Consider the following 14,420-nt stretch of genomic DNA (forward strand, 5'->3'; position numbering starts at 1 on the left):
CAAAAATCAGTCGCCTGCCACCTTGATCGACGGCGTTGACTTCTCGAACTGCGGCAGCCCGTCGTCGACCGCGTAATAGTCGCCCTTGTCGCCGACGAAGATGTGACATTCCCCTTGAAGTCCGGTTGGCGCGTCGAACAGCCCGGCCAGGACTGAAACATAGCCATCATCGGTCGGCTTCCAGAACAGCAGCGAGCCGCATGTCTTGCAGAAGCCACGTCTGGCAAACGAAGATGCCTCGTACCAGGTGATGCTGTCCGCGCCCGTGATTGTGATGTCGGGGTCGGCAACATTGGTTGCAGCATAAAAATGCCCGCTCTGCTTCCGGCACTGCGAGCAATGGCAGTAGATAACACCGCGCAGCGGTCCTCGTGTCTGGAACCGCACTGCCCCGCACAAGCATGATCCGGTGTGACTGTCAGCCATATCGGCCTCCCGATGCAATTGCCGTCGCTTCGCAGGATTCCAGTTTTGCGTGCGTCAGGCACGAGCAAATGCGACACCGGCCGGACGCGTTTCGCTGACCACCTCGATGATCGAATACGTTCTAATCAGCCGTTGACGGCCTGCTTGTGCTGGACCGGATGGCTCTTCTTGAGCAGATCGGACACCAGGAACGCCAACTCGATCGCCTGATCGGCGTTGAGGCGCGGATCGCAATGGGTGTGGTAGCGATCCTGCAATTCTTCGGCGGTGATGGCGCGGGCACCACCGGTGCATTCGGTAACGTTCTTGCCTGTCATCTCGATGTGAATGCCGCCGGGATGCGTGCCTTCGGCGCGGTGCACCTCGAAGAACGTCTGCACCTCCTTCAGGATGCGGTCGAACGGCCGTGTCTTGTAGCCGGCGGCCTCGATCGTATTGCCATGCATCGGGTCGGAAGACCACACCACACTGCGGCCTTCCTTCTGTACCGCTCGCACCAGCTTCGGCAGATGGTCGGCGACCTTATCGGAGCCGAAACGAGCGATCAGCGTCAGCCGGCCGGGCTCGTTCTCCGGATTGAGCAGATCGATGAGCTGCAACAGGCCGTCGGGCGTCAGCGACGGCCCGCATTTCAGCCCCAGCGGGTTCTTGATGCCACGGCAATATTCCACATGCGCATGGTCGGGTTGGCGCGTGCGATCGCCGATCCAGATCATGTGGCCAGAGGTGGCGTACCAGTCGCCCGAGGTCGAATCGACGCGAGTCAGCGCCTCTTCATAACCGAGCAGCAGCGCCTCATGGCTGGTATAGAAATCGGTCTCGCGCAGCGCATAATTGGTCTCCGAGGTGATGCCGACGGCCTTCATGAAGTCCATCGTCTCGGTGATGCGGTTGGCGAGCGATTCGTATTTCTCGCCCTGCGGGCTGTCGGAGACGAACCCGAGCATCCATTGATGCACGTTCTCCAGGCTGGCGTAGCCGCCCTGGGCGAACGCACGCAAAAGGTTGAGCGTCGCCGCCGACTGGCGGTACGCCATCTCCTGTCTTGCAGGATCGGGAATACGCGACTTGGCATCGAACTCGATGCCGTTGATGATGTCGCCGCGATAGCTGGGCAGCGTCACACCGCCCTTGGTCTCATTGTCGGACGAGCGCGGCTTGGCGAACTGGCCGGCGACACGGCCGACCTTCACCACCGGTTGAGCGCCGGCGAAGGTCAGTACCACCGACATCTGCAGGAAGACGCGGAAGAAGTCGCGGATGTTGTCCGCGCCATGTTCGGCGAAGCTCTCGGCGCAATCGCCGCCCTGCAGAAGGAATGCGTCACCGGCAGCGACGGCTGCAAGCTGCTTCTTCAGCTTGCGTGCCTCACCTGCAAAAACCAGCGGCGGAAAGGTGGCGAGCTGGGCTTCCGTGTTCCTCAGCGCGGCAAGGTCCGGATAGGCAGGAACCTGCTGGATCGGCTTAGCTCTCCACGAATTCGGCGACCATTTCGTCATCGAAGCACCTAACGCTCTTTCACGCGGACGCCATCGCCCGCCAATCCGCCCCATATGGGGTCGCGGCTGCATACACGAAGCCGAATTCCTATTCTAGACCGGAATCTCAGCGCTGGCGAATGGCACGGCGGGGCGAAAGTACCAGCGCCGTCATGGTCCAGAGCACCAGCGATACCTTGCTACGCAGCCTTCTCCACCAGCCGTGCCAGCTGCGTCATCACAACCGCTGAGCCTGCCAGCCGCTTTTCGGGCGTCGGCCAGTCGCGGCTGAAGACGACGCTCTGGTCCGGCCGGATCTTGGCCAGCGAACCCTGTTCGCCGATGAGTTTGACCAGCCCGACCGGATTGGGGAATTCGCGCTTGCGGAAATGGATGACGACGCCTTTCGGTCCGGCATCGAGTTTTTCGACATTGGCCTTGCGGCAAAGTGCCTTGATGAAGACGATCTTCAATAAATGCTTCACCTCTTCCGGCAGCGGCCCGAAACGGTCGATAAGCTCGGCGCCAAAAGCGTCGATCTCTTCAGTGTTTTCGAGATCGCCAAGGCGGCGATAGAGCGCCAGCCTGAGCTGCAGATCCGGGACATAGCTTTCCGGGATCATCACCGCCGTGCCGACGGCGATCTGCGGCGACCAGCCGCCGTCCTGCACCTCGCCGGAATCCTTCACTTCGGCAACTGCCTCCTCCAGCATCTGCTGGTAGAGCTCGAAGCCGACCTCCTTGATGTGGCCCGACTGCTCTTCGCCAAGCAGATTGCCGGCGCCGCGAATGTCGAGGTCGTGGCTGGCCAGCTGGAAACCGGCGCCTAGCGTATCGAGCGACTGCAGCACTTTCAGCCGGCGCTCGGCTGTATCGGTGAGCTTGCGGTTGGCGGGCAGCGTGAACAGCGCGTAGGCGCGCACCTTAGAGCGGCCGACGCGCCCGCGCAGCTGATAGAGCTGAGACAGGCCGAACATATCGGCGCGGTGTACGATCAGCGTATTGGCAGTCGGAATATCGAGGCCGGATTCGACGATTGTGGTCGACAAAAGCACATCGTACTGGCCGTCATAGAAGGCGTTCATGATGTCGTCGAGTTCGCCGGGCGGCATCTGACCATGGGCCACGGCAACTTTCAGCTCAGGCACGGATTCGCGCAGGAAATCATGGATTTCCGCGAGATCGCTGATGCGCGGTACGACATAGAAAGAATGGCCGCCACGGTAGCGCTCGCGCAGCAGCGTCTCGCGGATGACCAGCGGATCGAAGGGGGAGATGAAGGTACGCACGGCCATGCGATCGACCGGCGGCGTGGCGATCAGCGACAGCTCACGCACCCCGGTCAAGGCAAGCTGCAGCGTTCGCGGGATCGGCGTCGCAGACAGCGTCAGAACGTGGACGTCGGTCTTGAGATCCTTCAGCCGCTCCTTGTGCTTGACGCCGAAATGCTGCTCCTCGTCGATGATCAGCAGGCCGAGATTCTTGAACGAGATCGAGGAGCCGAGCAGTGCGTGCGTGCCGATGACAATGTCGACTTGGCCTTCGGCGACGCCCTTCTTGGCCTCGGCCAGTTCCTTGGCGCCGACCAGCCGCGAGGCCTGGGCGACGCGGATCGGCAGGCCGGAGAAGCGCTGCGAGAAGGTCTTGAAATGCTGGCGCGACAACAATGTCGTCGGCACCACCACCGCGACCTGAAAGCCTTCCATCGCCGCGATGAAGGCAGCACGAAGCGCGACTTCGGTCTTCCCGAAGCCGACATCGCCGCAGATCAGCCGGTCCATCGGCTTTCCTGCGCCCAGATCATCCCTGACCGAATCGATCGCCGTTTGCTGGTCGTCGGTTTCCTCATAGGGGAAACGCGCTGCAAACTCGCCATAGAGGCCTTCCGCCGGCAGCAGCGCCGGTGCGGCCCGCATTTGTCGCTCGGCGGCGATGCGGATCAGCTGCCCGGCCATGTCGAGCAGGCGTTTCTTCAGCCGTGCCTTGCGCGATTGCCAGGCGCCGCCGCCAAGCTTGTCGAGTGTCGCCTCGGCCGAATCCGAGCCATAGCGCGACAGCAACTCGATGTTTTCCACCGGCAAGAACAGCCGATCGTCGCCGGCATAGTGGATTTCGAGGCAATCGTGCGGCGCACCGAGCGCCTCGATGGTGCGCAGCCCGATGAAGCGGCCAATGCCATGGTCGGCATGGACGACGATATCGCCTGAGGACAATGCCGAAGCCTCTGCGATGAAGTCGGACGCGCGCTTCTTGCGCTTCGAGCGCCGGATCAGTCGGTCGCCGAGAATGTCCTGCTCGGCGACGACGATCAGTTTCTCCGTCTCGAAGCCGGATTCGAGCGGCAGCACGGCCAGTCCCGCTTGCCCTGGCTCAAGCTTTTCGGCTTCGGCAAGCGTCGCCACCGGCCTCAGATTGCCAAGATGATGCTCGGCCAGGATTTGGCCGAGCCGGTCGAGCGAACCTTCAGTCCAGCCGGCGACGATGACACGGCGGCCTACAGCGCGCTCGTCGGAAATGTGTTTTACGACGACGTCGAAGACGTTGGCGTTAGGGTCGGCGCGCTCCTCGACGAAGCTGCGACCATGGCGCGCGCCGGCATGGAGCACCTTTTTCGCACCGGCATCGGGCGCATCGAAGGACGTGAAGTCTATCGCTTCGCGCGGGCCAAGCGAAGCAATCAGGTTCTCGGGCGACAGATAAAGCAAATCCGGCGACACCGGCTTGTAGGGCACGGCATCCTTCAAGGCGCCGTCGGCCTGTTTTTTGCGCACCTCATAATGATCGAGGATCAGCGCATGGCGCTCGGCCAGTGCCTCATGCGCCAGATGATCAAACACCACGGGCGCATCCGGCAGGTAATCGAACACGGTTTCCAGCCGCTCATAGAAGAACGGCAGCCAGTGCTCCATGCCGGCAAACCGCCTGCCCTCGCTGACCGCCGCATAGAGCCCATCGTCGCGCGAGGGCGCGCCAAAGGCTTCGATGTAGGCGCGGCGGAAGCGGCTGATCGTCTCTGGCGTCAGCGCCACCTCGCTCATCGCCTGTAGCGCCATCGACTTGCGCTGGCCGGTGGTGCGCTGTGTTGCGGTATCGAAGACGCGGATCGATTCCAGCGTATCGCCGAAGAAATCGAGGCGCAGCGCCTCAGTCCAGCCGGGCGCGAAGAGATCGAGAATGCCGCCGCGCACCGCGAATTCGCCGATACCGCGCACCGTCGGCACTCGCTCGAAGCCGGAATTCTCCAGCCGCGACACCAGCACGTTCATGTCTATCTGGTTGCCCGGTTTGGCGTGGAAGGTCTGCGCCTCGACGAGTTCAGCCGGCGGAATGCGTTGCAACAGCGCATTCGCGGTGGTGAGGACGACGGCGCGGTGCGGCTTCTTCACCAGCGCAATCATTGCAGCCAGTGCATCGAGCCGCCTTGCGGCGGCATCGGCGCCGGGCGAGACACGGTCGTAAGGCAGGCAATCCCAAGCCGGCAGTTCCAGCACCGGCAGGCCCGGCGCGGCAAAGGCAAGCGCCTCGACGATCGCCGGCAGGCGCTGGCCGTCGCGGGCCACGAACAGCACCGGCTTGTCCGGTGCGATCTCGCGCGCAGCCTGCACCAGCGCAAAGGCTTCGTAGCCGTCGGCGACGCCATCGACAATGAACTGGCCGGCGCGGCCTTTCGGCAGACCGATCGTAGGAATAAGGCTCATGGCTACACGTTGTTCAGAAGGTCAGGGGCCGGCGCGAGGCCAGGATTTTTTGCAGGACGGCACAATCGATAGTCGCCGGGATCGGGCGCTCGCCGGTGACGATGGGCAGGAATTCGGTGTCGGGAATGTCGAGGAGCCTCTCATATTGGTCGATTTCGTCGCCGGTCAAGGCGCCGATCTCGGCATCGGCGAAGCTGCCGAGTATAAGGTCCATCTCACGCATGCCGCGGTGCCACGAACGAAACAGAAGCTTGCGGCGGCGGGCATCGAGGCCCTCGCTGGATAGTTTCGTTCCGGTCATCGTGCAACATCCTTGCCCAGGCGGCGCATATAGCGTGGATAGAAGTCGGTGTCAGCCTTGCGCTACGGCCGGCGCAACATAAGCTGACATCATGCGTCCCTCCCTCCTCGACCCTTTGTTTGTCCCGATCACATCGCTTGCCGGCGTCGGGCCGAAGGTTGGTGCGCTGATCGAGAAAGTCGTGACGGCCGACGTCGGCGACCGGACCGCGCGCGCCGGGGACCTCTTGTTCGTGCTGCCGCATACTGTCATCGACCGCCGCAACCGGCCGGGCATCGCTGGTTCGGCCGAGGGCGCCATTGTCACACTCGACGTACGCATCGACCGCCACCAGCCGCCCCCACGCGGCAACAGGTCGGTCCCGTACCGGGTCTACGCCCATGACGACACTGGCGAGATCGCGCTGACTTTCTTCCATGCCCATGCCGCCTATCTCGAAAAAGCAATGCCCGTAGGCGAGCATGTCGTCGTCTCAGGCCGCATGGAATGGTTCAACGGCCGCCCGACCATGGTTCACCCCGACCATATCGCACTTGCCGGCGACGCGGAAAACCTGCCGTTGGTCGAGCCGGTCTATCCGCTGACCGCCGGGCTCTCGGCCAAGGTGCTGCGTCGGGCCATCGGCCAGGCGCTGGGCCGCCTGCCGGTGCTGCCCGAGTGGCAGGACGGCGAGTTCTGGCGCCGCCACGCCTTTCCCGCTTTCGGCGATGCGCTCAACCGCATCCACCATCCTGCCGACCCGATCGACGTCTCTGTCGACGGCGCGGCATGGCGGCGCCTTGCCTATGACGAGTTCCTGGCCAGCCAGGTATCGCTGGCGCTGGTGCGGGCCAAGGTCCGCCGATTATCGGGCCGGCCACTCGTCGGCGACGGCCGCATAGTCGAACAACTGCGCGTGGCACTCCCCTATTCGCTGACCATGTCGCAGGAAATGGCGCTTGCCGAAATCAACGCCGATCTCGGTGACCCCGAACGCATGCTGCGCCTTTTGCAGGGCGATGTCGGCTCCGGCAAGACGGTGGTCGCGCTGCTTGCCATGGCGCGTGCCGTCGAGGCCGGCGGCCAGGCGGCATTGATGGCGCCGACCGAAATCTTGGCGCGCCAGCATCTGGCAACTATTGCGCCGTTGGCGGAACGGGCCGGCCTGCGCGTCGCCATCCTCACCGGCCGCGAAAAGGGCCGCGAGCGCGCCGACACGCTGACCGGGCTGGCCAATGGCGACATCGACATCGTCGTCGGCACCCATGCGCTGTTCCAGGAGACAGTGACGTTCCGTGACCTCGTGTTCGCCGTCGTCGACGAGCAGCACCGTTTCGGCGTCCACCAGCGCCTTGCCATTACCGCCAAGGGCGATGCGCCCGACATGCTCGTAATGACAGCAACGCCGATACCGCGAACGCTGGTGCTGACTGCATTCGGCGACATGGATGTGTCGAAGCTGACGGAAAAGCCGGCCGGCCGCCAGCCGATCCGCACCGTCACCTTGCCGCTTGAACGGCTCGACGAACTGATCGGACGCATGCTCGACGCTGTCGCCGATGACCAGAAAATCTACTGGATCTGTCCGTTGGTCGAGGAATCCGAGGAGATCAAGCTGATGTCGGCCGAGGACCGTTTTGCCTCGCTGAAGCCGCTGTTCGGCGACCGCATCGGCCTGGTGCACGGCCGCATGAAAGGCACCGACAAGGACGAGGCGATGCGCGCCTTTAAACAGGGCGACACCCGTATCCTGATCGCCACCACGGTCATCGAGGTAGGCGTCGATGTGCCTGATGCGACGATCATGGTCATCGAGCATGCCGAGCGCTTTGGCCTCGCCCAGTTGCACCAATTGCGCGGCCGGGTCGGGCGTGGCGACAAGCCTTCATCCTGCGTGCTGCTCTACAAGGACCCGCTTGGCGAGACGGCAAAACGCCGTTTGTCGGTGATGCGCGAGACCGAGGACGGTTTCCGTATCGCCGAAGAGGATCTGAAGCTGCGCGGCGAAGGCGAGTTGCTCGGCACCCGCCAGTCCGGCACGCCGGGCTTCCAGGTGGCGCGCATCGAGGTGCATGCCGACCTGCTCGAGGCCGCTCGCGACGATGCGCGGCTGATCCTGTCGCGCGATCCGGAACTGCAGTCCGAACGCGGCACGGCGCTGCGCCTGTTGCTCTATCTGTTCGGCCGCGACGAGGCCGTGCGGCTCCTGCGTGCCGGCTGAGGCATCGTGTCGAGCGGAGGATTGGCAAGCGCGCCGTGGATCTGCTCGCCGTTCACCGTCATCATTTTGACCGCTGGCGCCACCAGGCCGGCCGACACGATCAGCTTGGCTCCGTCCTCGATCGTCATGTCGAGCGATACGATGTCGGATTTCGGCACATACATCAGAAAGCCTGTCGTCGGGTTGGGCGTACACGGCATGAATACGGCAATCAGCGGATCGCCTTCCCGGTCGAGCTTCTGGTTGATCTCGGTTTCCTTCTCGCTGGCGACGAAGACAAGCGACCAGACCCCTTTGCGCGGATATTCGACCAACCCGACCTGGCGGAACATGTCGCCCTTGTTCGACAGCACGGTCTCGAAAATCTGCTTCAGCGAACGGTAGATGCCGCGCACCAGCGGCATGCGACCAAGCAGGCGCTCGCCGAAGTTGACGATGGCGCGGCCAACGATATTGGCGGTCATAAAGCCGATGAAAGTGATGAGGATCAGGGCAACGATCAGCCCAAAGCCCGGCACTGGAAACGGCAGGTAGGTGTCCGGATTGTAGCGTACCGGAATGTAGGGTTTGACCCAGGAATCGACCCAGCCGATAAGCGACCAGGCAATGTAGGCGGTAATCGCGAGCGGCGCGCAAACAACGAAGCCGGTCAGGAAATAGTTTCTCAGCCGGGTCATGCCTGAGGTCTTGAGAGCATCCGACATGGTTCACCGCAGCGTGTGTTTGCAGCGCGACACTACTGAACCCGAAGGCGCTTTGGAATGGCGAAGTTTTTAAACGAGACCTATTCCACCGTTACCGATTTCGCCAGGTTGCGAGGCTGGTCGACGTCCGTACCCATGAACACGGCGGTGAAGTAGGCGAGCATCTGGATCGGCAGCGCGTAGATGATCGGCGAGATGATTTCCGGCACGTCCGGCAAAACGATCGTCTCCATCGTCTTCACCGTAGCGTGCGCCGCGCCCTTGCCGTCAGTGATCAGGATGATCTTGCCGCCGCGCGCCGCCACCTCCTGCATGTTCGACACTGTCTTTTCGAAGATGCGGTCATGCGGGGCGATGACGATGACGGGCATGTTCTCGTCGATCAGCGCAATCGGCCCGTGCTTCAGCTCGCCGGCAGCATATCCTTCGGCATGGATATAGGAAATCTCCTTGAGCTTCAGCGCACCTTCCATGGCCAGCGGAAAATTGGTGTCGCGGCCGAGATAAAGCACGTTCTTGTAGTGCGAGAGGTCGCGCGCGATCTTTTCAATCTGCCCGTCGAGCTTTAGCACCTGGTTGGCATAACGCGGCGCTTCCGACAACTCGCGTATCAGCGTTTTCTCGTGCTCATGCGAAATCGTTCCGCGCGCCACGCCGGCCCGCACCGCCAGCGAGGCCAGCACGGAAAGTTGGCAGGTGAACGCCTTGGTCGAGGCGACGCCGATCTCCGGGCCGGCCAATGTCGGCAGGATGACGTCGGATTCGCGCGCCATGGTCGATTCGCGCACATTGACGACCGCGCCGATCTTCATGCCAGCCTTGCGGCAGTAGCGCAGCGATGCCAGCGTGTCGGCGGTCTCACCCGATTGCGAGATGAAGAAAGCGGCATCGTTCTTCGACAGCGGCATCTCGCGGTAGCGGAACTCCGAAGCGACATCGATGTCGACCGGCAGCCGCGCATAGCGCTCGAACCAGTATTTGCTGATGAGCCCGGCGAGATAGGCGGTGCCACAGGCCGAAATCGCCAGCCGGTCGATCTTGGCGAAATCGAACGGCAGAGCCAGCGGCTTCGAGGCGCAACCGACGAAATCGACATAATGCGCCAGCGTGTGCGAGATCACTTCCGGCTGCTCATGGATTTCCTTTTCCATGAAATGGCGGCGGTTGCCTTTGTCGACCATGAAGCTCGTGCTGAGCGACTGTTGGCGTTTGCGGTCGACCTTGTTGCCGCCCATGTCGAAAATATCGACCTCGTTGCGGCGCACTACCGCCCAGTCGCCGTCTTCCAGATAGGTGATCGAATTGGTGAACGGGGCAAGCGCGATGGCGTCGGAGCCAAGGAACATCTGGCCGTCGCCGTGACCGACGGCGAGCGGCGGGCCATTGCGCGCGCCGACGATCAAATCCTCGTCGCCCTTGAACATGATGGCGAGCGCAAAGGCGCCTTCCAGCCGCTTCAGCGCCTTATGCGCCGCCTCGACCGGCTTCAGCCCCCTGGCCAGTTCGCGCGCCACCAGATGCGCGACGACTTCGGTATCGGTCTGTGAGGCGAAGCTGTAGCCGTCGCGCATCAGCTCGTCGCGCAATTCGGCGAAATTCTCGATGATGCCGTTATGGACGATGGCGACGCCGTCGGAAAAATGCGGATGCGCATTGCTCTCGTTCGGAACGCCATGCGTGGCCCAGCGCGTGTGGCCGATGCCGATCATGCCGTCGAGCGGTTCGTCCTTCAGCCGGCGCTCGAGATTGACCAGCTTGCCCTCGGCGCGGCGGCGGTCAAGCCTGCCGTGCTCGATCGTGGCGACGCCGGCCGAGTCATAGCCGCGATATTCGAGCCTTTTCAACGCATCGACGATAAGCGGCGCGACCGGCGAGTTACCGACAATTCCAACGATACCGCACATCGCGCCTGCCCCCGATTCCGACCTCAAACCCGGCGCCATTTAGAGACTGCCGGGCCGTCGCGAAAAATCACATTCCATTTCGTCCGGTATCAGCCGGACTGTCCTGCACAGATGCACCATGACAGGGCGCACTTGCAATCCGGTTACTGCAATTGCTCAGTTTCTCCGCTTCTGTATCCTATTTCGGCCCAACGGCTCCAGAAATCAGTCAAAGACATGATCCCGCTCGTCGCGCCTACACTTTTTTACGGGCCGCCGCCGCCGAAGCAAACCGTTCGCGCAACTCCTTGCCCTTGCCGGGCAGAGTCCGCTGACGGGCGCGGCCGAAGGCCAGCGCATCGTCGGGTACGCTTTCGGTAATGACGCTGCCCGAGGCGATGTAGCCGCCCTTGCCGATCGACACCGGTGCCACCAGCGAAGAGTTCGAGCCGATGAAGGCACCCTCGCCGATATCGGTGAAGAATTTCGAATAACCGTCATAATTGCACGTGATGGTGCCGGCGCCAATATTGGCGCCTGCGCCGATGCGGGCATCGCCGACATAGGTCAGATGGTTGACCTTCGCGCCCTCCTCGACGATCGCCTGCTTCACCTCGCAGAAATTGCCGACCTTGGCCTTGTTTCTCAGATCGGCCCCGGGCCGCAGCCGCGCGAACGGCCCGACATCGCAATTCGACGCGATGGTGGCGCCTTCGATATGGCTGAAGGCATGGATCTTGGCGCCCGTCGCGATTTTCACGCCTGGGCCGAACCAAACATTGGGCTCGACAATCGTGTCGGCGCCGATCTCGGTGTCGTGCGAGAAGAACACGGTTTCGGGCGCAACCAGTGTCACCCCGGAAAGCATCGCTTCCTGCCGTCGACGCGCCTGCCAGATACCTTCCGCCTGGGCAAGCTCGGCACGGTTGTTGATGCCGAGCGCATTCTCGAAACTGGCTTCGGTGGCTACGACATCAAGTCCCTGCGCAGCGGCGATCTCGACGATGTCGGTGAGATAATACTCACCCTTGGCGTTCTTGCTGCCGACTTGATCGAGCAGCTTCAGCGCGTGCCTGCCGGCGACCGCCATCAGCCCGCCATTGCAGAAGGTGATTTTCTTCTCCTCGTCCGAGCAGTCCTTCTCCTCGCGGATGGCCACGAGCTTGCCGGCCTTTTCGATAAGCCGGCCGTAGCCCGAAGGATTTTCCGTACGGAAGCCGACCACGACGACGGCCGCACCTTCGGCCAGCTTCAGCCGCGCCGCCGCGAGCGCTTCCGGATCGATCAACGGCGTGTCGCCAAACATCACCAGGATGTCGTCATACCCCTTTGATATTGCTGCGCGCGCGGCAAGCACGGCGTGCGCGGTGCCGAGACGTTTCTCCTGGACGAAAGCTTCGGCCTTGGGCGCAAACTTGAGTGCGGCCTTGCGCATGTCATCGGCGCCATGGCCGATCACCAGCGCCAGATCGCCGCTGCCGGCGGCTTCGGCCGCCTTGACGACATGGGCAACCATTGGCAGGCCGGCGATTGTGTGCAGCACTTTCGGCACGGCACTCTTCATGCGCGTGCCTTCGCCGGCAGCGAGGATGATGGACAGGCAGGATCTCTGGCTCATGGGGACAGCAACCGTTGAAAGGGATCTGGAATCGGAGCGTTAGTAGCACCGGCGCCATGCTGCACCAATGCGGTTAAATTCCGGTGAGACGGTGGAACCTCCAGCCCGCGGCACGCTCAGGCCGATCGGCTCAGGCGGCTTCCGCCTCGTTGCGTGATGCGGAGCTGGGGGCTCGGCCACGGCCGTATTGCCGTGGCGAACAGTTCATGACCCGCTTGAAAGCAGTGCTGAAGGCGCTTTCGGATTCGTAGCCGAGCGACAGCGCGATGACTGCGACGGGATCGCTGGAATTCGTCAGCCGATCCCCGGCCAGCAGCATTCGCCAGCGCGTCAAATAGTCCATCGGCGACGCGCCGACCGTCTCCTTGAATCTGAGCGCAAAGGTCGATCGCGACATGCCGGCCCGTTCCGCCAGTTCCTGTAACGTCCAGCCATGCGCCGGATCGTCATGCATGGCGCTGATCGCCGCGCCGATCTGTTTGTCCGCGAGAGCAAAGAGCCAGCCGATGCCGCCTTTCAATCCTTCCGAAAGATGCAGCCGCAGCGCCTGAACCAGCATCATGTGGGCGAGGTGCTGGATCACCAGAAAGCCGCCCGGCTGCGGCTCGCGCAGCTCCTGCATCATCCGCTCCACCGACCAGCGCAGCGCCGACTGGTCCGACTCTTTGCGGATATGCACAATGGCTGGCAGCATCCGCAACAGGATGCCGGCATGATTGCCGCCAAGCGCGAAGCGGCTGCTGACCAGAAAGAAATCACCGCCGCCATTGTGGGTCACGACACCGCCGGCTCGCGCAGGCGGAAAAATCTTGATGGCTTCAACAGGCGACAAACTCATGTCGCTTGCAAGGCGGAAAGGCCGCCCACTCGGCAACAGGAAGCAGTCCCCCGTCTCAAGGCGCACTGCGTCGGCAACGCCCTCTACTGACAGCCAGCACCGGCCGGAGACCACCGCTCCGGTCTTGATGCTTTGCTGCTGGTCGGGGAACTGGATCGACCATTCACCACCTGCATCGAAGCCGGCCGACATATAGTTTCGCGGCTTCAGCAGCGAGAGCACATCTGAAAGAGGATCCACGTGTCATTCCGGACGATTGCGAAGATAATACGGACTTTACCGCATAGATCGTATTTCCTCAAGCGCCTATCACTACGTCACCGGGCCGCGAAAATGGTCGTGGTCAGAAACGAACAAGGACAAGTCGTGATGCGTGTTTTCGTTACCGGAGCGACCGGATTCGTCGGTTCTGCCGTCGTTCAAGAACTCATCGGCGCCGGCCATCAGGTGCTCGGCCTCGCCCGCTCGGAGGCATCGGCCAAGTCGCTCGCCGCCACTGGAGCCGAGATGCATCGAGGCGACCTCGAAGACGTGGAGAGCCTGCGCAGGGGCGCGGCAGCCGCCGATGCGGTTATCCACACCGGCTTCAACCATGACTTCTCGAAGTTCGCGCAAAACTGCGAGATGGACCGGCGTGCCATCGAGGTGATGGGCGGAGCACTCGAAGGCTCCGAGCGCCTCCTGCTCGTCACCTCGGGGACCGCGCTCCAGGCGCGGGGCCGTATCGCGACCGAGGAAGATGCGCCTGTCCCCTCTTCCGCTTCATATCCCCGCGCCTCCGAAGCGACAGCCGCCGCGCTGGCGGCACGCGGGGTGCGCGCATCGGTTGTCCGCCTTCCTCCGTCGGTCCATGGCCAGGGCGACCACGCCTTTGTTCCTATTCTCATCGACCTCGCTCGCAAGAAGGGCGTGTCGGCCTATATCGGCGAAGGGCTCAATCGCTGGCCTGCCGTGCATCGGTTCGATGCCGCCCGCGTCTACCGCCTTGCGCTCGAGCATGGAGCCGGTGGCGCGCGATATCACGCGATCGCCGAAGAAGGCGTGCCGTTCAAGGACATCGCCGGCGTGATCGGCCGGCGCCTGAACGTGCCGGTCCTCGCCAAGTCCGCCGAAGAAGCCGCCGATCATTTTGGCTGGTTCGCGATGTTCGCGGCGATGGATGTCCCGACCTCAAGCGAACGGACCCAGGCGCTGCTGGGGTGGCAGCCGAGCGGACCTGGGCTGATCGCTGATATCGACCAGCCGGGCTATTTCGAAGGCTGAACAGACCACGT

At 62.8% G+C, this 14,420-nt stretch carries 10 protein-coding genes; 2 read left to right on the plus strand and 8 right to left on the minus strand.

Annotated elements, in window-relative coordinates; genetic code table 11:
* Positions 1-6: 6 nt before the first annotated feature.
* The 4 genes from NKJ72_RS19845 to NKJ72_RS19860 all read right to left on the minus strand — a co-directional run bounded on the left by NKJ72_RS19845 (position 7) and on the right by NKJ72_RS19860 (position 5,903).
* The gene (locus NKJ72_RS19845) at positions 7-426 is read right to left on the minus strand and encodes a GFA family protein (RefSeq protein ID WP_352479013.1); all 420 of its coding nucleotides are present in this window, start codon (positions 424-426) and stop codon (positions 7-9) included.
* A 125-nt stretch (positions 427-551) separates the two neighbouring features.
* Positions 552-1,925, minus strand: a complete 1,374-nt coding sequence (locus NKJ72_RS19850; RefSeq protein WP_254820158.1) for a class II 3-deoxy-7-phosphoheptulonate synthase — start codon at positions 1,923-1,925, stop codon at positions 552-554.
* 179 nt (positions 1,926-2,104) lie between these two features.
* On the minus strand, positions 2,105-5,602 hold the full coding sequence (mfd, locus tag NKJ72_RS19855; RefSeq protein ID WP_352479014.1) for a transcription-repair coupling factor: 3,498 nt from the start codon (positions 5,600-5,602) through the stop codon (positions 2,105-2,107).
* Positions 5,603-5,615: 13 nt separating this feature from the next.
* A complete protein-coding gene (locus NKJ72_RS19860) occupies positions 5,616-5,903 on the minus strand; it encodes an FAD assembly factor SdhE (protein WP_352479015.1) in 288 nt (95 codons plus the stop codon).
* Positions 5,904-5,994: 91 nt separating this feature from the next.
* Here NKJ72_RS19860 and recG point away from each other — a divergent pair, with 91 nt between their 5' ends.
* Complete coding sequence (gene recG / locus NKJ72_RS19865; protein ID WP_352479016.1) at positions 5,995-8,103, plus strand: ATP-dependent DNA helicase RecG; 2,109 nt, start codon at positions 5,995-5,997, stop codon at positions 8,101-8,103.
* Here the strand turns inward: recG and NKJ72_RS19870 are convergent.
* From NKJ72_RS19870 to NKJ72_RS19885, 4 genes are all read right to left on the minus strand, one after another.
* Positions 8,055-8,807: a DUF502 domain-containing protein gene (locus NKJ72_RS19870; protein WP_352479017.1), complete on the minus strand. Its 753-nt coding sequence runs from the start codon at positions 8,805-8,807 to the stop codon at positions 8,055-8,057. The two genes, recG and NKJ72_RS19870, sit on opposite strands and share 49 nt — an antisense overlap.
* 80 nt (positions 8,808-8,887) lie before the next feature.
* Positions 8,888-10,711, minus strand: a complete 1,824-nt coding sequence (gene glmS / locus NKJ72_RS19875; protein WP_352479018.1) for a glutamine--fructose-6-phosphate transaminase (isomerizing) — start codon at positions 10,709-10,711, stop codon at positions 8,888-8,890.
* Positions 10,712-10,946: 235 nt separating this feature from the next.
* On the minus strand, positions 10,947-12,308 hold the full coding sequence (gene glmU / locus NKJ72_RS19880) for a bifunctional UDP-N-acetylglucosamine diphosphorylase/glucosamine-1-phosphate N-acetyltransferase GlmU (protein ID WP_352479019.1): 1,362 nt from the start codon (positions 12,306-12,308) through the stop codon (positions 10,947-10,949).
* 130 nt (positions 12,309-12,438) lie between these two features.
* Positions 12,439-13,386: an AraC family transcriptional regulator gene (locus NKJ72_RS19885; protein WP_352479020.1), complete on the minus strand. Its 948-nt coding sequence runs from the start codon at positions 13,384-13,386 to the stop codon at positions 12,439-12,441.
* 129 nt (positions 13,387-13,515) lie between these two features.
* Here NKJ72_RS19885 and NKJ72_RS19890 point away from each other — a divergent pair, with 129 nt between their 5' ends.
* Positions 13,516-14,409, plus strand: a complete 894-nt coding sequence (locus NKJ72_RS19890; protein ID WP_352479021.1) for an SDR family oxidoreductase — start codon at positions 13,516-13,518, stop codon at positions 14,407-14,409.
* Positions 14,410-14,420: the final 11 nt, after the last annotated feature.

It is taken from the genome of Mesorhizobium sp. M0045 (assembly GCF_040323385.1).
Taxonomy (GTDB): domain Bacteria; phylum Pseudomonadota; class Alphaproteobacteria; order Rhizobiales; family Rhizobiaceae; genus Mesorhizobium.

Bases quoted from the DNA above. Each gene is read 5' to 3' on its own strand.
- NKJ72_RS19845 (WP_352479013.1), bottom strand. From the start codon at position 426: ATGGCTGACAGTCACACCGGATCATGCTTGTGCGGGGCAGTGCGGTTC.
- NKJ72_RS19850 (WP_254820158.1), bottom strand. From the start codon at position 1,925: ATGACGAAATGGTCGCCGAATTCGTGGAGAGCTAAGCCGATCCAGCAG.
- mfd (WP_352479014.1), bottom strand. From the start codon at position 5,602: ATGAGCCTTATTCCTACGATCGGTCTGCCGAAAGGCCGCGCCGGCCAG.
- NKJ72_RS19860 (WP_352479015.1), bottom strand. From the start codon at position 5,903: ATGACCGGAACGAAACTATCCAGCGAGGGCCTCGATGCCCGCCGCCGC.
- recG (WP_352479016.1), top strand. From the start codon at position 5,995: ATGCGTCCCTCCCTCCTCGACCCTTTGTTTGTCCCGATCACATCGCTT.
- NKJ72_RS19870 (WP_352479017.1), bottom strand. From the start codon at position 8,807: ATGTCGGATGCTCTCAAGACCTCAGGCATGACCCGGCTGAGAAACTAT.
- glmS (WP_352479018.1), bottom strand. From the start codon at position 10,711: ATGTGCGGTATCGTTGGAATTGTCGGTAACTCGCCGGTCGCGCCGCTT.
- glmU (WP_352479019.1), bottom strand. From the start codon at position 12,308: ATGAGCCAGAGATCCTGCCTGTCCATCATCCTCGCTGCCGGCGAAGGC.
- NKJ72_RS19890 (WP_352479021.1), top strand. From the start codon at position 13,516: ATGCGTGTTTTCGTTACCGGAGCGACCGGATTCGTCGGTTCTGCCGTC.